Annotated in this window: 20 protein-coding genes and 1 pseudogene; 7 read left to right on the top strand and 14 right to left on the bottom strand. The window is 73.4% G+C overall.

Annotated features, from left to right (window positions below; translation table 11 throughout):
- Positions 1 to 47: 47 nt before the first annotated feature.
- A complete protein-coding gene (locus tag IPK37_04105; GenBank protein QQS01622.1) occupies positions 48 to 1,604 on the bottom strand; it encodes a hypothetical protein in 1,557 nt (518 codons plus the stop codon).
- Between the two features lie 111 nt (positions 1,605 to 1,715).
- A complete protein-coding gene (locus IPK37_04100; GenBank protein QQS01621.1) occupies positions 1,716 to 2,198 on the bottom strand; it encodes a thioesterase family protein in 483 nt (160 codons plus the stop codon).
- A 46-nt stretch (positions 2,199 to 2,244) separates the two neighbouring features.
- On the opposite strand from IPK37_04100, the gene IPK37_04095 reads away from it, so the two are divergent.
- Positions 2,245 to 2,826 (top strand): DUF1697 domain-containing protein, encoded by a 582-nt coding sequence (locus IPK37_04095; GenBank protein QQS01620.1) that lies wholly within the window; start codon positions 2,245 to 2,247, stop codon positions 2,824 to 2,826.
- Between the two features lie 20 nt (positions 2,827 to 2,846).
- Positions 2,847 to 3,626, top strand: coding sequence for a methyltransferase domain-containing protein (locus IPK37_04090; protein QQS02659.1), 780 nt, complete (start codon positions 2,847 to 2,849; stop codon positions 3,624 to 3,626).
- Between the two features lie 38 nt (positions 3,627 to 3,664).
- Here IPK37_04090 and IPK37_04085 read toward each other — a convergent pair whose 3' ends face one another.
- The 3 genes from IPK37_04085 to IPK37_04075 all read right to left on the bottom strand — a co-directional run bounded on the left by IPK37_04085 (position 3,665) and on the right by IPK37_04075 (position 6,446).
- Complete coding sequence (locus IPK37_04085; GenBank protein ID QQS01619.1) at positions 3,665 to 4,390, bottom strand: dienelactone hydrolase family protein; 726 nt, start codon at positions 4,388 to 4,390, stop codon at positions 3,665 to 3,667.
- 60 nt (positions 4,391 to 4,450) lie between these two features.
- The gene (locus tag IPK37_04080) at positions 4,451 to 5,716 is read right to left on the bottom strand and encodes a hypothetical protein (GenBank protein ID QQS01618.1); all 1,266 of its coding nucleotides are present in this window, start codon (positions 5,714 to 5,716) and stop codon (positions 4,451 to 4,453) included.
- A gap of 124 nt (positions 5,717 to 5,840) precedes the next feature.
- Positions 5,841 to 6,446 (bottom strand): mismatch-specific DNA-glycosylase, encoded by a 606-nt coding sequence (locus IPK37_04075; GenBank protein QQS01617.1) that lies wholly within the window; start codon positions 6,444 to 6,446, stop codon positions 5,841 to 5,843.
- A gap of 102 nt (positions 6,447 to 6,548) precedes the next feature.
- Between IPK37_04075 and IPK37_04070 the strand changes: the two genes are divergently transcribed.
- Positions 6,549 to 7,283, top strand: coding sequence for a VIT family protein (locus tag IPK37_04070; GenBank protein ID QQS01616.1), 735 nt, complete (start codon positions 6,549 to 6,551; stop codon positions 7,281 to 7,283).
- A gap of 18 nt (positions 7,284 to 7,301) precedes the next feature.
- Here IPK37_04070 and citX read toward each other — a convergent pair whose 3' ends face one another.
- The 6 genes and pseudogenes from citX to IPK37_04040 form a co-directional block, all read right to left on the bottom strand.
- Positions 7,302 to 8,726, bottom strand: coding sequence for a citrate lyase holo-[acyl-carrier protein] synthase (citX, locus tag IPK37_04065; protein ID QQS01615.1), 1,425 nt, complete (start codon positions 8,724 to 8,726; stop codon positions 7,302 to 7,304).
- A gap of 42 nt (positions 8,727 to 8,768) precedes the next feature.
- Positions 8,769 to 10,336: pseudogene (gene citF / locus IPK37_04060) on the bottom strand (citrate lyase subunit alpha).
- Positions 10,333 to 11,187 (bottom strand): HpcH/HpaI aldolase/citrate lyase family protein, encoded by an 855-nt coding sequence (locus tag IPK37_04055; GenBank protein QQS02658.1) that lies wholly within the window; start codon positions 11,185 to 11,187, stop codon positions 10,333 to 10,335. The pseudogene citF and the gene IPK37_04055 overlap by 4 nt, the downstream one beginning before the upstream one ends.
- 71 nt (positions 11,188 to 11,258) lie before the next feature.
- Complete coding sequence (gene citD / locus IPK37_04050) at positions 11,259 to 11,576, bottom strand: citrate lyase acyl carrier protein (protein QQS01614.1); 318 nt, start codon at positions 11,574 to 11,576, stop codon at positions 11,259 to 11,261.
- A 30-nt stretch (positions 11,577 to 11,606) separates the two neighbouring features.
- Complete coding sequence (citC, locus tag IPK37_04045; protein ID QQS01613.1) at positions 11,607 to 12,794, bottom strand: [citrate (pro-3S)-lyase] ligase; 1,188 nt, start codon at positions 12,792 to 12,794, stop codon at positions 11,607 to 11,609.
- A complete protein-coding gene (locus IPK37_04040; protein QQS01612.1) occupies positions 12,773 to 14,404 on the bottom strand; it encodes a cytosine permease in 1,632 nt (543 codons plus the stop codon). Before IPK37_04040 ends, citC begins: the two co-directional genes overlap by 22 nt.
- Between IPK37_04040 and IPK37_04035 the strand changes: the two genes are divergently transcribed.
- Both IPK37_04035 and IPK37_04030 read left to right on the top strand, forming a co-directional pair.
- Positions 14,403 to 15,218 carry an ADP-ribosylglycohydrolase family protein gene (locus IPK37_04035; GenBank protein QQS01611.1) on the top strand — a complete coding sequence of 272 codons (816 nt, stop codon included), beginning with the start codon at positions 14,403 to 14,405 and terminating at the stop codon, positions 15,216 to 15,218. The two genes, IPK37_04040 and IPK37_04035, sit on opposite strands and share 2 nt — an antisense overlap.
- Positions 15,215 to 16,159 (top strand): sugar kinase, encoded by a 945-nt coding sequence (locus tag IPK37_04030; protein ID QQS01610.1) that lies wholly within the window; start codon positions 15,215 to 15,217, stop codon positions 16,157 to 16,159. Before IPK37_04035 ends, IPK37_04030 begins: the two co-directional genes overlap by 4 nt.
- A 73-nt stretch (positions 16,160 to 16,232) precedes the next feature.
- Here the strand turns inward: IPK37_04030 and IPK37_04025 are convergent, their stop codons facing one another.
- Positions 16,233 to 16,772, bottom strand: coding sequence for a LytR C-terminal domain-containing protein (locus tag IPK37_04025; protein ID QQS01609.1), 540 nt, complete (start codon positions 16,770 to 16,772; stop codon positions 16,233 to 16,235).
- 207 nt (positions 16,773 to 16,979) lie between these two features.
- Between IPK37_04025 and IPK37_04020 the strand changes: the two genes are divergently transcribed.
- Positions 16,980 to 18,500: a DUF853 family protein gene (locus IPK37_04020; GenBank protein QQS02657.1), complete on the top strand. Its 1,521-nt coding sequence runs from the start codon at positions 16,980 to 16,982 to the stop codon at positions 18,498 to 18,500.
- Between the two features lie 14 nt (positions 18,501 to 18,514).
- Here IPK37_04020 and IPK37_04015 read toward each other — a convergent pair whose 3' ends face one another.
- The gene (locus IPK37_04015; protein QQS01608.1) at positions 18,515 to 18,790 is read right to left on the bottom strand and encodes a hypothetical protein; all 276 of its coding nucleotides are present in this window, start codon (positions 18,788 to 18,790) and stop codon (positions 18,515 to 18,517) included.
- 116 nt (positions 18,791 to 18,906) lie between these two features.
- The gene (locus tag IPK37_04010; GenBank protein QQS01607.1) at positions 18,907 to 19,533 is read right to left on the bottom strand and encodes a nucleotidyltransferase domain-containing protein; all 627 of its coding nucleotides are present in this window, start codon (positions 19,531 to 19,533) and stop codon (positions 18,907 to 18,909) included.
- 202 nt (positions 19,534 to 19,735) lie between these two features.
- Between IPK37_04010 and IPK37_04005 the strand changes: the two genes are divergently transcribed.
- Positions 19,736 to 20,698, top strand: coding sequence for a hypothetical protein (locus tag IPK37_04005; GenBank protein ID QQS01606.1), 963 nt, complete (start codon positions 19,736 to 19,738; stop codon positions 20,696 to 20,698).
- Positions 20,699 to 20,785 lie beyond the last annotated feature (87 nt).

Genomic DNA, 20,785 nt, shown 5'->3' with positions numbered 1-20,785 from the left:
AACGAGATTCGGCGCCCGGATGGGTCCGGCTGTCGGCCTCGACGGGGTCAGATCGGGCTGATGGGGTCGATGGGGCCGAGCCCCGGGACGCCGCCGATCGGGCCCCGTCCGCCGCCGCGGCGGCGCAGCTTCGGGCAGGCCGCCGTGTAGTGGCCCGGCTGCAGGCAGTGGCCGCAGCGCGGCGCCTGCGGGGGCGGCGCGGGGGGCGGCGGCTTGCGGACCGGCCGGCTGAACGTGCCCGATCCGGGGGTCGGGGCGGGCGGCGGCGGGGCCTGGACGAGATCGTCGAAGTACGTCGGGATGCCCAGCGAGAGCGCGGCCGCGCGCAGGTGCCGGACCTGGTCCTGGGTGACCGCGCCGCGCGCGAAGGCTGCCACCCGCACCGACTCCAGGAGCCGTTCCAGGACCGCGTGCAGCTGGGTGGCGGGGTACCCGGCCCGGACTGCCGCGCCGGTCAACTCCTTGACCTCGTCGGCGACGATGCGGCCGGTGGGCAGGACGGTGGTGAGCGCGTCGAGGTACGCCGCGAGCCGCGGGTCGTGCCCCTCGGCGGCGCTCATGGCGAGGTCGGTCATGAGGTCGGCCAGCCAGCCGTTCGGCGGCATGCCGGTGGTGCCGGCCGGGCGGGGCAGCGTCGGGGCAGTCCTCCGGTGCCGGCCCACCGGGGTGGTGGAGAGCGCGGTGCGGGGCGAGGGCGCGACGGGGTAGGCGATGCGGTCCCCGAGGCGGTTGAGCACGCCTGGCAGGATCGCCGCGAGGAGGGTGGCGTCGTCGAGGGCCGAGGAGGGTACGTCGCGGCGGCGGCCCGCCCGGCGCGCGAGGGTGGCGAGGCGGACGTTGGGGGCGGGGCCGGCGAGCGGTGCCATCCGCAACAGGTCGAACGCGGGGAGGGTGGGAGCGAGCACGCCGACGCGCAGCAACTCGGCGGCGAGGAAGGCCTCGAGCAGGCCGGCGTTGTGGGCCACCACCACGCGCTCCTCGCAGCGGGTCAGCAGCTCAGTGGCGACGTCGGCGAAGGCCGGGGCGCCCGGGAGCATCCCGGGCGCGATGCCGTGCAGCGCGGCGCCGCCGATGTCGTCGCGGCGGGGGTCGACCAGGGTGGTCCAGGTGTCCTGGATCGCGCCCGTGGCGTCGCAGTGCACGACGGCGAGCTCGACGATCCGTTCCCGCGCGGCGGAGAAGCCGGTGGTCGCGGCGTGGACGCAGGCGTAGTCCCCGGTGTGGGGCGGCACGCCGCCCTCGTGCGGCGCGTCGGGCTCGGCTCGCCCGCGGGGGGCGGCGACCGTCCCGTAGGCGAACAGGCTGGATCGTGGCCCCCGCTGGTCGGCGGCGCGCGACGGCGCCGTACGTCGGGGCTCGTCGGCACCGCGGGCCTCGGGGGCTTCGGGGGCGGGGGGTTCGAGGGCGGGCGGCCCGGCGTCGTGGCTGGTGGGCACGGGCTGCGGCGTACCGGCGGTGGCGCTCTCCGGCGGCGGCGCTGGGGCGGCGACGACGGGGGTTTCGGCGGGGGCGGCGCCGGCACGCGAATTACCGCGGGGCCACACCGCCCAGGCGACGGCGGCGCAGGTGGCGAGGAGTAGCAGCGCGAAGATGGTGCCGTTCATGCCCCTCCCGCGCGTGGCGTGCCGCGACCCGGTGGGGGCGGGGCGGCCCGGGCGGTCCGCTCCGCCGACGTCCCATCGCCCGCAAAACCCGAGGCCTGAGCCCTCGCGGGGCTACTCCTCCTTGACCGGTCTGGGGCGCAGCGGCAGCGGGGCGCGCTCGTGCGCCTCCAGTGCGGCGCGGACGGCAGGGGTCATCTCGCTGGCGCGGCCGGTGCTGAGGTCCTGCACCACCAGGGTCGTCTCGGCGACCACCGCGGGGGCCGCGCCGGACGGGGCGTGGCTGATCGTCGTGTCGAGCGTGAAGGACGAGGAGCCGACGCGGGCGGTCCAGACCCGCACGACGTACGGCTCGACCAGCGAGGGCAGGAGCTCCTGGTGGTACTCCAACCGGTGCGAGACCACCACCGGGAGCAGGCCGTCCGCGAGCGCGTCCATGACCCCCGGCGCGTGCTCCCCGGTGCGCGGGCTGCGCAGGCCGAAGAACCGCATCCGCGCCTCGTCGACGACCCGCAGGGCCTCGACGTTGTCGACGTGCCCGGTGAAGTTGACGTCGCCCACTCGGGTCTGGATCGCGACGGTGAACGGTTCTCCCATAGCCTGCATCGTGCCAGCGCGACCGACGCCCGGGAGGGGGCACGCGATGAGTGAGCACGTGACGTACGCCGCGTTCCTGCGCGCGGTCAACCTGGGCCGCACCCGCAAGCTCCCGATGGCTCGGGTGCGCGAGGTGTTGCCGACCGAGCTGGGATTGGACCCGGTGAAGACCCACATCGCCTCGGGGAACATCCTGTTCGGCGTCCCGCCCGAGTCAGCACAGGCCAACGAGGGCACCGATGCCGCGGCGGCCCGGCACGCCGAAGCCATCGCCCGAGTGCTCGGCGAGGTCGCCGGTTTCGAGGTCCCGACCGTCGTGCTCACCCCTCCGGCGCTGGCGCAGGTGCTGGCGGAGGAGCCATACGACCCCGCGGTCGCCAAGCACGTGAACGTGGCCCTCGTGCAGGGAAAGGTCCCGGCTGCGCTGCGCGCCCGCGTCGAGGCCATCGCCGATCGCGCCGTCGACGGCGAGGGCATCACCGTGGGTGCCCGGGCGATCTACCTGCACGTTCCGCATTCGATCCACGCCAGCAAGCTGGCGGCGGCGTACGGTCGCGCCGCCCCCGAAGCCACCGCCCGCAACCTCGCCACCGTCCGCACCATGGCGGAGCTCCTCGCCGCGCTGTAGCGATGCGCAAGGATGCCGGGGTGCGCAGCTACGAGGATCTCGTCGACGAGGCGGCGGCCGCGGACGTCTCGGGGTGGGGCTGGGAGTGGCTGCACGGTCGGGCCAGCGAGGACCGGCCGCCATGGCGCTACGCGCGGATCCTCGCGCAAGAATGGTCCCGGGCCGCCGCGGCCCTCGACGTCGACACCGGCGGCGGGGAGGTGCTCGCCGAGGCGCTGGACGCGGTGATCGCTGAGGGCGGGAGCCTGCCGGTACGGCGCGCCGCCACCGAGGGCTGGCCGCCGAACACGCGGGTCGCGAGAAGTGCACTCGGACGGTACGGCGTGGGCGTGCGCCAGGTCGACCCCGGGGAGCCGCTGCCTTTCCCGAACGCCAGCTTCGACCTGGTGACCAGCCGGCACCCGGTCCGGCCGGACTGGGCCGAGATCGCCCGGGTCCTGCAGCCGGGCGGGTGGTACGTGGCTCAGCACGTGAGCCATCGCTCGGCGTACGAGCTGTTCGAATGGTTCCTCGGACCGCAGCCGCGCGGCCGCGACCCACGGGATCCCGTGCGCGAGGGCGCCGCGGCGCAGGCGGCGGGCCTCGTGGTGCCGGAGCTGCGCCTGGCGACGTCGCGGATGGAGTTCCACGACATCGGGGCGGTCGTGTGGACGCTGCGCAAGTGCGTGTGGTGGGTGCCGGACTTCACGGTGGAGGCGTACGACCGGGAGCTGCGCGCGCTCGACGCGAAGATCCGCGCCGAGGGGCCGTTCGTCGCCTATTCGACGCGACACTTCCTGCGCTGTCGGCGCCAGGGGTGAGCCGGCGCCAGGGGTGAGCCGGCGCCGGTCCTGAGCGGTTAGCGCTGGTGGTCCAGGTGCTTGCTGAAGAAAGCATCGATGCGGGCCCAGGCGTCCCGCGCCGCCTCGGGGTCCGGGCCCACCCCGGCGATCTTGGCCAACGGCCGCATGACCACCGGCGTATTGGCCACGTCACCGAGGAAGGAGTGCCCCGCGTGCGGGTACTCCTTCACGTCGTGCGGGATCCCGAACTCGGTGAGCGCCCCCTCCAGCCGCGCGGCCGAGCCCTGCAGCAACAGGTCCCGGCCGCCGTAGCTGGCGACGATCGGGCATGCCCCCCGCAGCACGTCGAGGTCGCCGGGGACCTTGCCGTAGTTGACGCTGGCGGCGTCGAATCCCCGGTCGGCGAGCACCAGCGCGAAGCCGCCGCCCATGCAGAATCCGATCACGCCCACCCGTCCTGAGCTGCCGATGTGTCCCATCAGCCAGCGTCGGGCGGCCTGGACGTCGGCGAACGCCCGGCCGTCCCGCCGCGCGATGTCGGTTACCACCTGGCGGACGCAGCGCAGGCCGCCGCCCTCGCTGTACAGGTCGGGCGCGACGACCAGATAGCCCAGCGACGCGAGGTGTTCGGCCTGGCGCCGCAACACGTCGTCGAGCCCCCACGGCTCGTGCAGGGCGACGATGCCGGGCCAGGGGCCGGGCGTCGGCGGGGTGGCGACGTAGGCGTGCAACCCCCGCGAGGTCCCCGGATATCCGGGCCCGGACAGGTCGACCCACGACATGGCCCTCAGGCTCCCACATCGCGACGGGTTCGGGCCATGGGGTGCCCAGTCGTTTCCACGTCAGTGCTTGCTCGCGGCAGCCCGCTGGCTGATGCGGTTCGCGATGCGCAGCGCGAGATCCCGGTCCTCGGCGACGACGTACGACTGGCGCCGCCGCAGCGGGTGGCCCCGATGGTCCAGGCCCATCGCCGCGACGACGTGACCCTCGCCGGGCAGCAGCGCGACGAACGACCAGCCCTGCGCCAGGGGTTCCTCGGCGGTGACGGCGGAGTAGGTCAACCCCGGGATGGTGAGGCCGTCGAAGCGGGGCGCCAGCGCGGTCACCGCGGCCCCCGAGGACACCATCTCCGCGATGAGCGTCGAGACCTCCTGGGGCATCTGCGGGATCTGGTGGTAGGTGACGTAGGCGTCCGCGTGGTCGCCGCAGGCGGTCACCCGGGACACGATCTCGCGGACGCGCTCCAGCGCCACCGCCAGGCTGTCGACCGCCGCGGGGTACCGCGACGCGGCCTGCTCATAGGGGCTGAGGTCGTCGGTGGAGGCCGAGTCCTTGCGTACGTGGGTCAGGGCCGAGAGGTCCTGGTTGTCGTAGAGCGGGCCGGCGAGGTAGTCCGCGCCACAGACGTTGCCCGCCCACTCGTCGACGACGGTCGCGACGCTGCCCATCACGACCGCGGCCCGGTGCGGCGCGACCTCCTCGCGCAACCGGACCACCTCCTCCAGGCGGTCGCGGTAGTCCATCGGGGCGGCGACGTCGAGCATCAGCACGTCCGGGGCCAGCAGCCGGACGACCTCGTCCTCGCTGCCGTCCGCCTGAATCCCCGTCAGAGCCGGCCGGATCCCGAACTTGCGGACCCGAGCGAAGATCTCGCGACACAGTTCGATCCGGTGCCCCGCGGCGCGGACGTCGACCTGCAGCACGGAGTCGTGGGGCAGCAACCGCAGGAACTGGTCGTGCTCGCCGGTCAGCAGCGCATCGAGGCGGGCGACGACGAAGAGCGGGGGCACCTCGTCCTCCTCGGCCAACGCCTCGACGAGCATGCGGCGCTGGCAGTCCAGGCGCAGCTCCATGAGGCGCTGCAGCTCGGGGCTGGCGATGAGCGCCGCGCGCAGCGCCCAGGCGTCCTCGGCCGTTCGCACCGCGGGGTGCCCGAGGATCCAACCGGCCACGTCCCGGCTCATCGCCTTCGTGATCGGGCGCAGGTCGGTGCTGCCGGGGTCGGCCAGGAAGGCGCTCAGCAGCTCGCTGGTGTGGCTGGTGGGGGCCTCCGGCTCGGTGGGGACGGGACGATGCCGGACCCTGTCCAGCCATCGGGTTCGAGCCATCCCCCTGCCTCCTGACCTGCGCCTGGTCGGGCCCTCACCCGTCGTGTCAGCACGCCCCCGCCTATCGACTTTACGCCGAGGTAGCCAGCCCAGTCACCACCGCTGTCGCGAAGAGGTCGGCGCGTCAGACCGATTCGCGGGGCTTAAGATTGATGCCCGCCGCGGTCGCGGCTCGCGCGTACGCCGCAGCGAGGCTGGGCACGTTCTCGTGGGCGTTCAGCCCGCTGGGATTGGGCACGACATACACCTCCGCCGGGCCGACCCGCCGCTCCTGACGGCCGGCGACGGCGCGATGGGCGCGATAGGCGATCCGGTACGCCGTGATGCCCGCGAAGGCCACCACGGCCGGGCGCACCTGCATCGCGAGCTGCTCCAGGCGATCGGGGGCGGCGCGCAGCTCGGCCACGCCGAGCTCGTCGGCCCGCGCCGACGCCCGCGGCACCAGGTTGGTGATGCCCAGGCCGCGCTCGAGCAGGTGGGCGCGGTCGGCGTCGGCGTACCCGCTGGACGCGTCGATGAGGCGGTCGGTGATGCCGGCGGCGAACAGCGCCGGATAGAAGCGGTTGCCGGGCCGGGCGAAGTGCGCGCCGGTGGCGGCGGTCCACAGGCCGGGGTTGATGCCGACGAACAACAGTCGCAGCGGCCCCTCGCCGGGGCCGGGAAGCAGGTCGGGCACGACGGCCCCGGCGTACGCCGACAGGTCCCCGCGTGGTCGCGTTCTCGCTGCCATGCCCCGAGCATGTCAGCCGGCTCGAGTTGGTGACCCGACCCCCCCATGCGACCATTCGATGCGCGCCTGGTCCGCACCCCGACGGACCTCGCAGGAGGACCGATGCCCACGCCGAAGAACAAGCCCGCCCCGGGCACTCACGCCTGGTACGACGCCATGGGCGACGTGGGCGGCCGCCTGAACTGGCTGCGCGCGGCCGTGCTCGGTGCCAACGACGGGATCGTCTCCCTCGCCGGGCTGCTCATCGGCGTCGCGGGCGCCGACGCGCCCCCATCGGCGCTGGTCACCGCCGGGGTGGCGGGATTGTCGGCGGGCGCGATGTCGATGGCCGTGGGGGAGTACGTCTCCGTCAGCGCCCAGCGCGACTCCGAGCGCGGCGTCCTGGAGCTGGAGCGGCAGGAGCTGCAGGAGCTGCCGGAGCAGGAACTGGCCGAGCTCGCCGGGATCCTGCGCAAGCGGGGCCTGTCGGAGACCACCGCGCTGGTTGCGGCTCGGGAGATGACGGACTACGACGCGTTCGCGGCGCACGCCGACCTGGAGCTGGGCCTGGACCCGACCGAGCGCACCAACCCGTGGGAGGCGGCGGGCGCGTCGGCGCTGGCGTTCACGGTCGGCGGCTTCGTGCCGTTCCTGGCGATCCTGCTCGCGCCGCACGCGTACGCCGTGCCGGTGGCCGTCGCGGCCGTCGTCGTCGCCCTCGCGATCACCGGCGTGCTGTCGGCGCGGCTGGGCCGCGCCAACGTCTGGGCCGCGGTGCTGCGCAACGTCGTCGGCGGGTTGATCGCGATGGGCGTCACGTACTGGATCGGCCGCTTCTTCGGGGCCCGGCTCGATTAGTCGCCGGTGGCGCCGCGGCTAATCGGGCGCGTCGAGCCCGTCGAACCCGGCGAGCCCGGCGAGGAAGATCGTCACCCCCAGCAGGTCCGCCGTGCCGCCGGGGGACAGGCGCGCGGCGATGAGTTCGTCGTCGAAGCGCTCCATCGCCTCCCGGAACCCGGGCGCCAGCGCCCCGCCCGCGGCCAGCAGCTCGGTGGCGCGGCGGCGGACCAGCGCCACGCCCGTGCGGCCGCCCCGGGCCGCGAGGTTCGTGTCGTCGTGCGCGGCGAGCAACTCGAGCAGGGCCTGCGCCAGCGCGGCCGACTGGTCGCCGGAGGCGTTGACCACGCGCCGGTACGCGGGCAGCGCCCGGTCGCGCACGGTCGCGTAACCACTCGCGGCCTCCCCCCGCGCCCCGCGCATCCCGTACGCCGTGTGCGCGGCCAGACCGTGCGACGCCTCTCGGCCCCGACCGCCCGAGAGCTCCGCGAGCACCGTGAGCTCTGCCAGCGTCGGGGCCGCGATGCGGGCGACGGTCTCCCCAACCGCGGCCACGGTCACCGGCCGGCCCGCGCCGCGCAGGTATCCCGCCGCCGCACACAGCAGCCCGAACGCGAAGATCGCGCCGCGGTGGGTGTTGACGCCGCCCGTGGCGTCGAGCATTCGGGCCTCGGCGGCCAGGCCGACCGGCCGCAGCTGGGCCAGCAGCCGGGGCAGCGCCGCGGGGGACGCCGAAGCCCCCGCCAGCTCACCGAGGGTCTCGCACTGGCCCAGGGCGCCGACGATGGCCTCGGCGCTCGCCTCGAACAGGGGCACGTCCATGTCGTCGTGCGCGCCGGTATTGCGCAGGTCGACCAGGCCGGGCTTGGGCGTGTGGTGCAGCTCCGCGAGCAGCGCGGCGTGCGCGGCCGCGGCGTACGGCGTCGCGCGCGACAGCTCCCAGCGACCCACCAGCGCGCGGGCGACCGCGAGCAGGGCCGCGACGTCGTGGCGCCGCGAGCGGGCGCACCCGGCCGCGGGCTCCGCGCAGGCGAGGCAGCTGCGGACGGGAAGCCCCAGCTCGGCGCGGGACAACGGCCCGCTTGGTACGACCACATCGAGGTCCCACAGCCGCCCGATGGGGTGGCCGTCCTCGGCCGCCACCAACGCGGCCTTGACCTGGCAGGGGTCGGTGGTCAGGCCCCACAGGGCCTCGGGACCGATGGGGGCGGCGCGCCGCACCTCCTCCCACGTGTGGCCCCAGCCCCCGGCCGCGATGGCCTCGCGCACTACCCGGTCCGCCTCGTCGAAGACCGGCGCCGTCCACGGGGGCCGCTTGTCCGGCCCCGGGACGACCAGCGTCACCGACACGACGCAGGACGTGTTCGCCTGCTGCAGCGCCAGCCGCTGCCGAAATGCCCTGGACTCGCGGGCCGCCAACACGTCGGAAAGGGTCGGGGGCGCCTGCGCCCAGTCGGCGCTCACGGCGCGGCCCGATGTGTCGTCACGGTGCGGCCCAGCGCGCCGTCACGACGGCGCCCGCACCCGCCGTACGACGTCGATGACCGAGCCGTCGCGATAGCGAACGAGGCCCACGATCTGGTCCTCGAACTCGATCGGCCGGGGCTCGCCCGAGATCAGGCGCGCCCGGTCGTGCAGCTCCTCGATCGAGCACACCGGCAGCCGGGCTGCGCGCAGGCGGTCGGCGAGCTCCGGGCGGGCGGGGTTCACCGCGATGCCATGGTCGGTGACCAGGACGCCGACGTTGGCGCCGGGGTGACCAGCGTCGTCACGCGGGAGACGACCGTCGGGATCCGGGACCGGATCAGTGGCGCGACCACGATCGACAGGTGCGCCCCGGCCGCGGTGTCGCTGTGGCCGCCCGAGGCCCCCATCATGAGGCCGTCAGAGCCGGTGATGACGTTGACGTTGAAATCCAGGTCGACCTCCAGCGCCGAGAGGATCACCACGTCCAACTCGTCGACGGAGGCGCCCTTGCTGGTCAGGGAGGCGTACTCGTTCGTGGAGATCTCGTGGTGGCGCGGGTTCTCGGCCAGCGACCGAGCCGCCACCGCGTCGAAGCTCTGCGTGTCCAGCAGCGCCCCGATCAGCCCCTTCGCGTGCAGGTCCACCATCGCCCCGGTGATGCCGCCGAGCGCGAAGCTCGCCGCGATGCCCTTTCGGCGCATCCGGGCCTCCAGGAAGCGCGCGGTCGCCGTGGCGGACCCGCCCGAGCCGGTCTGGAACGAGAAGCCGTCGTTGAAATAGCCGGAGTGCTCGACGACGTCCGCGCTCATCCGGCTGATGAGCAGCTCCCGGGGGTTCTGGGTCGCGCGGGCCGCGCCGACGGAGATCCGGCTCGGGTCGCCGACCGCGGCCACCGGCACGATCCAGTCCACCTGGTCCTGGCGGATCGAGGCGGGCAGCTGCGGGTACTGCACGATCTCCTCGGTCAGCAGCACCACGTGATCGGCGTGGGCGGCGTCGACCATGGCGTACCCGAGGCTGCCGCATGCGCTGCGCCCCGAGGTGCCGTTGGCGTTGCCCATCGAGTCGCACTGGCTCACCCCGAGGAACGCGACGTCGAGGTGTAGCTCGCCGGTCTGGATGAGGTTGACCCGGCCGCCGTGCGAGTGGATGTGGATCGGCTCGGCGAGCAGGCCGGTCGAGATCTCCCGGGCGAGCTGGCCGCGCATCCCCGAGGTGTAGATCCGCCGGATCACGCCGGCGCGGATGAACTCGACCAGCCCCGCGTGGCAGCTGTTCAGGGAGCTGGAGGCGAGGGTGAGATCGCGCAGGCCCAGCTCCGCCAGCGCGGCGACCACCGCGACGATGGTCTTGTCGCCCTCGCGGAAGTGGTGGTGGAACGAGATGGTCATCCCGTCGGCCAGGCCACACCGGCGGGCCGCCTCCTGCACGGACTCCACGAGCTTGCGGGTCCGCTTGGCCGCGGCGTCGGCGAGATGGGGCGCCGCCGCGTCGAAGGTCGTGAAGGGCCGCAGGCCCGCGACGGCCGGGTTGCGCAGGTCCCCGACGCGCCGGCAGTTGTCGGCGTAGTCGTTCACCTTGTGCGTCCCCTCGGCCGCGGCGCTCATCGCCGCACCCCGGACGCCTCGGCGTACTGCACCGTACGCCGCGCCGCCACCACGATGGGCGCGTCGACCATCTTCCCGTTCAGGGCGACGACCCCCAGGCCCTGCGCCTCGGCCCGATCCGCGGCCTCGATGACGAGCCGGGCGTGGTCCAGCTCGGCCTGCGTCGGCGCGTAGGCGTTGTGCAGCAGGTCGATCTGGCGCGGGTTGACCAGCGACTTCCCGTCGAAGCCGAGGCGCTTGATGAGCTCCACCTCGGCGAGGAAGCCGTCCTCGTCGGCGAGATCGGACCAGACCACGTCGTACGCCCCGATCCCCGCGACCCGCGCGGCGTGCAGCACCGCGCACCGGGCGTAGAAGAGCTCCGTGCCGTCCCCGCGGGTGGTCTGCATGTCGATGACGTAGTCGAAGCCGGCGAGGGCGATCGAGTCCATCCGCGGGCTCGCCGTCGCGATGGCCACGGCGTTGACCACCCCGGACGCCGACTCGATCGCCGCCATGAGCCGCGTCGATCCCACCGGCCGGCCGCAGTCGGCCTCGATCGCGGCCACCCGCAGCTCCAGCTCGACGATGTCGTCGGCGGTCTCGGTCTTCGGCAGGCGAACGATCTTCGCCCCGGCGCGGACGACGGCCTCCAGGTCCAGGGGGCCGTACGGGGTGTCGAGCGGGTTGATCCGCACCACCGTCTCGAAGTCGGCATAGACCGGATGCCGCAGCGCCTGAAACACCAGCAGCCGCGCGGAGTCCTTCTCGCGCAAAGCGACCCCGTCCTCTAGGTCGAACATCACCGCGTCGGGACGGAAGACGTACGCCGTGGACAGCATGGCCGCGCTGCTGCCGGGGATGAACAGCATCGAACGGTGCGGGCGGGACTCGCGCGCGGGCCGCCGGTGGGCGTGCGGCGCGGTCGCGTGGGACGCCTGGCTCACAGCGCGTTCCAGTCCACGTCATCGGGGGAGCCGCTGCCGCGCAGGCAGGCGGCCTGCACGCGGGCCCGGATCGTGCAGTCCAGGGCGCCCTTGTCCTCGACGACGACGCGCCCGTGGGTGAGCCCGAGCTGGTCCACGGTCTCCTTCACCACGGCGCTGATGGCGTCACCGAACTGCGCCAGCACCGTCGAGGTGATGACGATCTTCAGGTTCTCGGTCGGGTGGCCGTCGGGCGATCCCGGCCGGGGACTGACCTTGACCATGACGTCGCTGGACTCCAGCGTCCCGGCGACGGCTTCGCGTTCGATGCGCATCAGTCCTCCTGGTCCAGGGTCACGGGTTCGTCAGGCGCCGGGGCGAGCGTACGCGCTCGCGGCGAAGCCCACGCCGGCACTGGCGTAGGCGCGCGCGGAGGCTGCGGTGGTCGCGGCGGTGGCCCTCGCCTTGTCCTCCGGGGTTCCGTAGGTGGCGATGATGAACGCGTACGTCGCGGCCGGGACCAACCGATCCAACCCGGCCAGCCGGCCCTCGATGATGCGGCGCCGCACCTGCGTCGCGGAGATCGCGCGGCCCTCGTGGGCGACCCGCTCCACCTCGACCACGCGGACCGGGTCGTGGTCGCCGTGTGCTTGCTCCAGCCAGCGGTGCATGTCGGCGTTGTAGGCACGCGTCACCGCGCAGAAGGGCTCGGTCCCGACGTAGCGGTGCGTGATGCCCAGCGACGGGGCGATGTGCTCGCGGAAGATGCGCAGGTCGACCGCCGTCGAGGCCTGCTGCACGACGGCGGCATCCTTGAGGAAGTACGTCGGGAAGGTGGCCTTGCTGACGAGATAGCGCGAGCCGGGGTGGACGTGGATCCGGTCCCGCTCGGGCAGCTCGGCGACCCCGGCGCGCACGAGGGCGAGCCGGTCGGCGTAGCTGAAGAAGCTGGCGTCCTCGCTCACGACGAAGACATGCAGGTAGTCGCAGTCTTGGGCGGCCTGCTGCAGCAGGTACCGATGGCCCAGAGTGAACGGGTTGCAGTTCACCACGACCGCGCCAACCTTGGGCCGCTGCCGCCGGTAGTAGCTCAGCTCCTCGGTCCACTTGGTGATCCCAGCGCGCGAGTTCTCCATGAAGACGACGCCGGCGGCTCCAGCCCCCCCATCGGGCCGCTGGGCCTCATCAGGCACCGCGACGATCCGGTGGAACCCGCAGGCCAGGAACTTCTCCTCGTTGGCCAGGCTGGTGTAGAGGAAGAGGTGGCTCACGCCGCGGTCCAGCGCCGCGTAGGTCAGCTCCGTCATCAGCCGTTCCAGCACGCCGAGCCCCTGGGCGGCGGGGGCGATGGCCGTGCACTTCACGACGTCGTGGGCCAGCCCCGCGCAGGCGAGCACCCGTTGCCCCTGGCGGCCCACGCAGAAGGTGTCGACCTCCGCCTCCGGGTCCAGACCCTGGCGGGCCAACAAGCCGCGGATCTGGGCCATCGTCGCCGGCTGGAGCGCCGGGAGCACGGTGTCGTAGGCGATCTCTACGGCGTCGGACTCGTCCACGGCAGCTCTTCGGTGCTCGACATCTGGTGGCTTCCAGGGTATGCCGGGTGCCCTTGCCGCGCCGCGGGTTCGGCGGTTCTGGGGGGCGCGGCCTCCTGGCGCCGCACCCGCTCGCGCCCCGTCGCGACGGTGCCGAGGAACCCGATGGCCAGCGCCACGAGGATCCCGAGCCCACTGCCCGCCAGTGCCCCGTCGCGGCCGCCGAGCGGTCCGAGGAGGTAGCCCTGCCACGCCATGGCGGAGTTCACCACGAGGCCCCAGCCGATCAGGGTGCCGAGTGCCCACCACGCGAGCGCGAGCCGGTTGGTCGCGCCGTACCGCCCGTCCGCGCGGTGCAGCGCCGTCTCGTCGTACGGCGTGCGGCGCAGCGCCAGGTCGCCGAGGAACACCCCGGTCCACGCCGCGAGCGGCGCGCCCAGGGTGAGCAGGAACGCCTGGAAGGCACCGAGGAAGTCCTCCGCGACCCACACGACGTACGCCGTGCCGATCACCATGAGGACGCCGTCGAGGGCGACGGCCGCCCACCGCTGCACCGGCAGGCCGAGCGTGAGCAGCGTGAGCCCGGAGGAGTAGATGTCGAGGATCGCGCCCGCGACGAGGCCCAGGAGCGCGACGACGGCGAAGGGCAGGACGTACCAGGTGGGCAGCGTCGTCGTCAGCGCCCCGATCGGGTCGTGCGCGATGCCGTGCGCCAAAGTGGGGTCCGAGGCCGCGAGGAGCAGGCCGCTGAGCGTGAGCACGAGCGGGGGCGCCGCGGCCCCAAGCGTGGTCCAGCCGACGACGGCCCGCCCGGAGACGTCGCGGGGCAGGTAGCGCGAGTAGCCCGCGGCGCAGTTGACCCAGCTCAGCCCGAACCCGGTGAGGCAGAACACGAACGCACCGAGGCCGGCGGCCGCGGATCCCTGCGGCAACGCCGCGAGCCCGTCGAGCCGCATCTGCGGAGCGACGAGCGCCAGGTATCCCACCGTCAGGGCGGCGGTCACCCAGGTGATCAGCCGCTGCACCCGCATGACCAGCCGAAAACCGTGGATCCCCGACGTGAGGACGACCCCCACCACCAGCACGAAGGCGACGATCATCGCCTGCGTGCCGTCGGCGCCGAGCCGCTGCGCGACCGTGCGCGACATGAGCACGGCGAGCGAGACCAACACCACCTCCCACCCGACGAGGGAGAGGTAGGCGAGGAACGTCGGCACGGCGTTGCCCCGCACGCCGAAGGCCGCCCGGGAGAGCACCATCGTGGGCGCGGAGCCGCGCTGCCCGGCGAGGGAGGCGAACCCCACCAGCAGGAACGAGCCCACCACGCCCGCCACCACGGCGGCCACGGTCTGCAGCGCCGAGGCCCCGAAGGCGAGGACCCAGGCCCCGTAGCTCAGCCCGAGCACCGAGATGTTCCCGGCGAACCACGGCATGAACAGATCACGGGGTCGGCCGCTGCGTTCGGCCGGCGCGATGGTGTTGATGCCGTTGACTTCCACGCTCGTACTGTGCCGGAAAAGCCCGTCCGCGGCGTGCAACCGCCCATGCGGCGCAGATCCGCGCCGCGCCAGGGCGATTCGGCCACGGGTCGCTTGACACGACCCGCGCCCGCCGACCACCGTGGCCGCCATGGATTCCCCGGGGGACGTCCGCGCTGACCGGGCCCGCGGCGCGCTGGTCGGCCTCGCCGTCGGCGCGCTGGCGCAGCACGCCGCGCAGATGCTGCAGGTGGCCCGGGAGCTGCGCGACCTGCTGGGCGGCGCGGGGGCCGTCGATCCCGCGAGGGTGGCGCAGGGGTTCGACCGCGCTGACGGGGCGGCCCCGCCCGTCCTCCCGGCGTTGCGGGCCGTGCCGGTGGGGATCGTCCGTACGCCGGAGCCGGTGGCCGACCTGCTCGATCTCGTCGAGGCGGCGGGCCGGCCGGTCCAGGACACCCGGATCGCGCATGCCGGGGCGTCGGCCGTGGCCATGGCGGTCTCTGCGGGGATCGAGGGGCTGGACGCCGCGGAGATCCTCACGCGGGCGCTCACCGCGGCGGCCGAGGGCGGCACGCGCGGCCAGGCGACCGGCGGCCCCGATGTCGCGGCGCGGATCGCCTGGGCCTGCGGACTCGCGCGGGGGGCCGACGACCCGCTGGACATCATCGATCTGCTCGTCGGCACCTCCGCGGCGACGCAGGAGGCGGTGCCCGCGGCGTTCGCCGTCGCCGCCGTGCACGACGACCCCTGGGCCGCCTGCCAGGCCGCCGCCGGCCTGACCGGCGAGTCCGAGACCATCGCGGCCCTGCTCGGAGCGATGCTCGGTGCGCGGCACGGCCTGTCGGCCTTCCCCGACGACGCCGTCGCCGGTCTGCCTGCTGGCCACCCCCGCTCGGAGCTGACCGCGATGGCGGACGAGCTCCTGGCCCTGCGAGGGCCTCGGACGACGAGAGAGGAGGCCTCGTGATCGGGGCCCCACGGCGACTCGTGGTCGCCGGCAGCGTCATCGTGGACGTGCTGACGCGCGTCCCGCACCTGCCGGAACGGGGCGGCGACGTGCTCGCCCTCGACGCGGCCACCCACGCCGGGGGCGGGTTCAACGTGCTCGCGGCGGCGGCCCGACTGGGGCTCCCGGCGGCGCTGGCCGGCCGGGTCGGAACCGGCTCGTTCGGGACGGTGGTCCGCGCCGCGCTGGAGGCCGAGGGCGTGGCGAGCCTGCTGGCGCCGGTCGACGGCGAGCAGGGCTTCTGCGTCGGGATGATCGAGCCCGACGGGGAGCGCACCTTCGTGACCATGCCGGGGGTCGAATCCCGGCTCACCGCCGCCGAACTCGACCAGGTCCGGCTCGGCCCGGGGGATGTCGTCTACGTCTCGGGCTACGACCTGCTCTACCCGATCGCCGGGCCCGCGCTCGCGGCCTGGCTGACCGGGCCGGCCGCGGAGTGCGCCCTGTTCTTCGACCCCGGCCCGCTCGTGGCGGAGATCCCCGACGCGGTGCTCGATGCGGTGCTGCCGCGGCTCGACGTGCTGGGGTTGAACGCCCGCGAGATGACGCTGCTGTCCGGCGAGCCCGTCGGCGCCGGCACCCCGGAGCTGTTGGCGGAGCTGCGCCCCGACGCCGTGCTGCTCATTCGGGACGGCGCGCGTGGGACGATGCTGGTGCGGCCCGGCCGATCGCTCGTGCGGGTGCCGGCGCTCGACGTACCGGAGGTGGTGGACACCACCGGGGCCGGGGACGCGCACACGGGCGCCTTCCTCGCCGAACTCGCCCGGGGTGCCGACCTGGAGGAGGCGACCCGGATCGCGAACGTCGCCGCGGCCCTGGCGATTCAGGTCGCGGGCTCGGCGGGCGGGCCCACCCGCGCCGCGCTGGACGCGGCGCTCTCGGCGACCTCGGTGGGCGGCTGAGGCAGACAGGGTCAGCGGCGTCAGGGGCGCTGGCAGGCCCGCGGCGTCAGCGGCGGTGGCAGGGCCAGCGGCGTCAGCAGGTGGGCGTCGGGGTGGCGGTCGGGGGCGGCGCGACGGCCGCGAACTTCTCGCCGATCGCGACGTCCACCAGCTCGTCCGTGCGCTTCTCGTCGACGACCTTGACCGCCCCCGGGAACCGCTGGGCCACGACATCGGCCTTGGCGGCGGCGGCCTTGCCGAACCTGATCTCGGCCGGGACGTCGACCTTCTTGCCCAGCGGGTCGTTCGTCACTTCGCCCAGGACGAAGCCCTGGTCCTTGAGTGTCTTGGCGGTGCTCGCCGCGAGTCCCGCGCGGTCGGTGGCGTTGTAGACGTTGATGGTGATGGTCGTCGTCGCCGGGGCGGGCGGCGGCGTGGTGCACGAGGCGGTGGGCCGCGAGGAGGTCGCGACGGGCTCAGGCCCCGAGCCCTTGGGGGGAATCCAGCCTTGGATGTAGGAGAAGGCCACCAGGAAGGACACGAGCAGGAAGGCGCCGAGCCCCGTCAGGATCGCCACGGATCGGCGGCGCTGCCGCTCCGCCGCCGACGCGCCCTGCCTGCCTACCTCGCCCACAAGCCCCTCCTCCTGCCCCCAACGCACCTACGGCCCCGCGCTCCCCGTGACCTCTATCCTGCCGGACGTGGAAGTGACCCGGCGGGTGATCCCCCCAGCCGGGCGCGCCGTCGTACGCTTCCGGACGTGAGCGCTAAAGCCAAGCCCGCGAGCCAGCCCGACCAGCTGGAGGCGATCCGCGACGGGTACACGTTCTCCGGCCTGGCCATGCAGCTGGGCGCCGCCGTGTCCGAGGGCGGGACCGCCCATCCCGACGTCCAAGTGAATCTGCCGTTGTCGGTGATGAACCGGCACGGGCTGGTCGCCGGGGCGACCGGCACCGGCAAGACGAAGACCCTGCAGCTCATGGCCGAGCAGCTGTCGGCGAACGGCGTACCGGTCTTCATGGCCGACATCAAGGGCGACCTCTCGGGGATTTCGACGCCCGGGGCGGACAACGAGCGCACCCAGACGCGCGCGAAGGACGTCGGGCAGGCCTGGGCCGCCAGCGGATTCCCGGTCGAGTTCTACAGCCTGGGCGGCCAGGGCAGCGGCATCCCGATGCGCGCGACCATCACCAGCTTCGGACCCACGCTCCTGGCGAAGGTGCTGGGGCTCAACGACACGCAGACCTCGAGTCTCGGGCTGATCTTCCACTACGCCGACAGCAAGGGCCTCGACCTGCTGGACATCAAGGACCTGCGCGCCGTCGTGCAGCACCTGACCAGCGACGAGGGCAAGGCCGACCTGAAGAGCCTGGGCGGGCTGTCCGCCGCCACCGCGGGGGTGATCCTGCGCAACCTCGTGACGTTCTCCGACCAGGGCGCGGACGTCTTCTTCGGGGAGCCGGAATACGACACGGCGGACCTCATGCGTACGGCGGGTGGGCGCGGCGTCATCTCCTGCCTGGAGCTGCCGGCCGTCCAGGACCGGCCGAAGATGTTCTCGACGTTCCTCATGTGGCTCCTCGCGGACCTGTTCCACGACATGCCCGAGGTCGGCGACGTGGACAAGCCGAAGCTGGTGTTCTTCTTCGACGAGGCGCACCTGCTGTTCGACGACGCGAGCAAGGAGTTCCTCGACTCGATCGAGCAGACGGTGCGGCTGATCCGGTCCAAGGGCGTCGGCGTGTTCTTCGTGACGCAGACCCCCAAGGACGTGCCGGGATCGGTATTGGCGCAGCTCGGCAACCGCGTGCAGCACGCGCTGCGCGCCTTCACCCCGGAGGACGCCAAGGCGCTGCGGGCGACGGTGTCGACGTTCCCGAAGAGCGGGTACGACCTGGAGGAGCTGCTGACCCAGCTCGGCATTGGCGAGGCCGTGGTGACCGTCCTGTCCGAGCGGGGCGCCCCCACGCCCGTGGCCTGGACCCGGATGCGGGCACCGCAGTCGCTGATGGGCCCGGCGGATCAGGCGAAGGTCGACCAGGTCGTCAACGGGAGTCAGCTGCTGGGGAAGTACCGCGACGCCGTCGACCGGGAGAGCGCCTACGAGAGACTCACCGCGGCCCAGCAGGCTGCGGAGCAGGCCGCGCAGCAGGAGGCCGCCCAGCAGGATCAGGAGCAGGCCGCGGCGCAGGAGCAACGGCGGCAGGAGCCCGCCCGCCAGGCGCGCGCGCCGAAGGAGGACCCGGGGATCGTCCAGCAGGTCGTGGAGTCTTCGGCCTTCCGGTCCATGCTCCGGTCGGCCGGCACGGTCGTCGGCCGCGAGATCACTCGGTCGATCTTCGGGACCGCCCGGCGTCGCTGAATCTCTTAGCTGGTCTAGAAACAGTCCGCCTCGTCCAGCAGCGCCTGCGCGTAGCGGAGAAGGCGTCGGGCGGTATCGACGGTGACCAGGTTGGGTGAATAGTGCGCGGCATCCTTCTCCGAGAGCAGTCGACGCATTTTCGAGGGCAGGGCGGCGTCGCGCAGGCTGACCTCGCCGAGGAGAGCGATTGCCTCAGCGTGATCTCGACCGCGACTCCAGCTGCCGAGAGCAAAGCCGCAGACGGCATCCGCGGCAGCGATCCCAGCCAGTACCGCCAGTGCGGCGGACACATGGGCCTCCCGCGGGTCTTCGCCGAGGACCAGGCCAGCGACCTCGAGAAAAGCACGTGCTTGCTCGCGTCGGGACCGGCATTCGGCCGACGTACACGGGCGCGTTCTCCCTCGCGTCATCGAGGTCTCCGGAGCAGGTCCGACAGCCGTTGTCCACGCACATGGACCATGTCCGCACGCCAGGAGCCGAGGAGGGGGTCCTTCGCCGCCGCCATGGCAGCCAGGGCCTCTGTCGACACCGCGACAAGTTGAGCACGATTGCCCGTCCACGCTCTGACCCGCGCCTCCAGCTCGCCGAGCTGGGTCGCCCAGGCGTCCTCGGTATCCCGGTTTGCGAGGGCGGGATGGACCAGCAGCACGTCGATGTCGCTGTCGCTGTCGGCTTCCCCCCGAGCGAATGACCCAAACAGGCCCGCGTGGACTGCCGCCACGCTCCACGTGTCCAGTTCGGCACCGATCCGTCGGATGATCTCGCTTCGCACCATGGCGAGCCCCCGAATGTGTTCAGCAGCTACGTGATCGCGGTTGAATCGATAGAGCGGGTGACGACTGGGACCCTCCATGACGACCACGCCCTGAGCAACCAATCGGGCAAGAACCTTGCGGACGCCCTGGTCGCTGCCGCGACCGAGCCGACGATGCACTTCACCGGTCGTGATACTCGACCTTGTCGCGGTGAGAACCTGCAGCACGCCCGCATCGAGGGTCGGTGTGACCGTAGCCAACGGAGAGGTGAGATCCACCTGACAGATGATCCAACTATTGTTGGCACTCGTCAACAATAGTTGGTGCTCACGCTGGGTGGGAGCGCAGCTACGAGCACGGGCGCCCCATCGAGGCGGTCAGGTGAATTTGGCCCACATTGGGACCGCCCGGCGTCGGTGACCGACGCCGGATTGGGCGACTTCTGCTCGGGCCGAAGGGGATTGGGCCGATGGGGTCAGTATGACCCGGAACCCTGCGCCAGGCCATGACGTCCTCGCCGTGACGATCGGGCCGGGTGGCGTCCGCGCTCGGCGTACCGGTCGATCCGACGCGGCGGATTCGTTCGTCGAGGTCCCGGACGCACCGGTCGCGCCCGGCGCGGCGTCGGCGGCGGAGCTGGTGGCGGCGGTGCTGGGGTTGACCGAGCGGGACGCGCGGCCGCCGGAGGCCGTCGTGTGGGCGGTGCCGGAGAGTTGGTACGGCGGGCCGGCGGTCGACGTGCTCGCCGCCACCCGGGAGCGCTGTCCTGACGGGCGGATCGCCGTGGTCGCGCACCTGTTCGCCACGCACGTGGGGGCGTTCGGGGCGGTGCGGCCCGGCACCTGCCTCGAGGCCGGCGCCGGGTCCGCCGCGCTGGCCACCGACCTCGACCAGGTGTGGCATCGGGTCGACGGCTGGGGCTTCCCGCTGGGTTCGCGCGGGTCTGGCGCGTGGATCGGCGCCCAGGGGCTCGCGGCGGGGTTGCGCTGGCGCGACGGCGTACCGGCGGGTTCCGAGGCGCTCCTGCACGCGGGCCGCGCGGCGCTGGGCGACGAGGCGACCTGGCCGGCGCTGCTGGCCGGCGCGGATTCGGACATCGCGTTGACGTCGTTCGCGCCGGCCGTCGCGGAGGCCGGGCACGAAGACGTCATCGCACGGGAGATCCTGCGGCACGCCGGCGAGGCGCTGGCCGAGTCCCTCCTGGCCGGGCGGGCGTTGCTTCCCGGCACACCGATCGTTGCCGTGGGCGGGCTGCTCTACCTGGACGCCGTCCGGGTGGCCCTCGCATCCGCGCTGGGCCAGCGCCAGGTCTTTCTCGTTCCCGGCCTGGGCGGCGCCCTGGAGGGCGCGCGGTTGATCGGGGACCACCTCCTGGGCGGCGGGGCGCTGCCGCACCGCCCGCCGTACGTCGTGCTCGATCACCCCCGCGCGATCGGCGGCTGACTCCGGACCCGGGCCGACCTGAGCATTCGTGAGCCGAACGTGAGCTTTCCGCAAGCCTGACGAGAGCGCCGCGCCATATCCCCGGTG

The organism is Austwickia sp. (assembly GCA_016699675.1).
Lineage (GTDB): Bacteria > Actinomycetota > Actinomycetes > Actinomycetales > Dermatophilaceae > Austwickia.
This window is presented reverse-complemented; position numbering and strand designations above follow the sequence as displayed.

Excerpts from the sequence above, each read along its gene's own strand:
- IPK37_04105 (QQS01622.1), bottom strand. The coding sequence starts at position 1,604 with ATGAACGGCACCATCTTCGCGCTGCTACTCCTCGCCACCTGCGCCGCC.
- IPK37_04100 (QQS01621.1), bottom strand. The coding sequence starts at position 2,198 with ATGGGAGAACCGTTCACCGTCGCGATCCAGACCCGAGTGGGCGACGTC.
- IPK37_04095 (QQS01620.1), top strand. The coding sequence starts at position 2,245 with ATGAGTGAGCACGTGACGTACGCCGCGTTCCTGCGCGCGGTCAACCTG.
- IPK37_04085 (QQS01619.1), bottom strand. The coding sequence starts at position 4,390 with ATGTCGTGGGTCGACCTGTCCGGGCCCGGATATCCGGGGACCTCGCGG.
- IPK37_04080 (QQS01618.1), bottom strand. The coding sequence starts at position 5,716 with ATGGCTCGAACCCGATGGCTGGACAGGGTCCGGCATCGTCCCGTCCCC.
- IPK37_04075 (QQS01617.1), bottom strand. The coding sequence starts at position 6,446 with ATGGCAGCGAGAACGCGACCACGCGGGGACCTGTCGGCGTACGCCGGG.
- IPK37_04070 (QQS01616.1), top strand. The coding sequence starts at position 6,549 with ATGCCCACGCCGAAGAACAAGCCCGCCCCGGGCACTCACGCCTGGTAC.
- IPK37_04055 (QQS02658.1), bottom strand. The coding sequence starts at position 11,187 with ATGCTGTTCATCCCCGGCAGCAGCGCGGCCATGCTGTCCACGGCGTAC.
- citD (QQS01614.1), bottom strand. The coding sequence starts at position 11,576 with ATGCGCATCGAACGCGAAGCCGTCGCCGGGACGCTGGAGTCCAGCGAC.
- IPK37_04035 (QQS01611.1), top strand. The coding sequence starts at position 14,403 with ATGGATTCCCCGGGGGACGTCCGCGCTGACCGGGCCCGCGGCGCGCTG.
- IPK37_04040 (QQS01612.1), bottom strand. The coding sequence starts at position 14,404 with ATGGCGGCCACGGTGGTCGGCGGGCGCGGGTCGTGTCAAGCGACCCGT.
- IPK37_04020 (QQS02657.1), top strand. The coding sequence starts at position 16,980 with ATGCAGCTGGGCGCCGCCGTGTCCGAGGGCGGGACCGCCCATCCCGAC.
- IPK37_04005 (QQS01606.1), top strand. The coding sequence starts at position 19,736 with ATGACCCGGAACCCTGCGCCAGGCCATGACGTCCTCGCCGTGACGATC.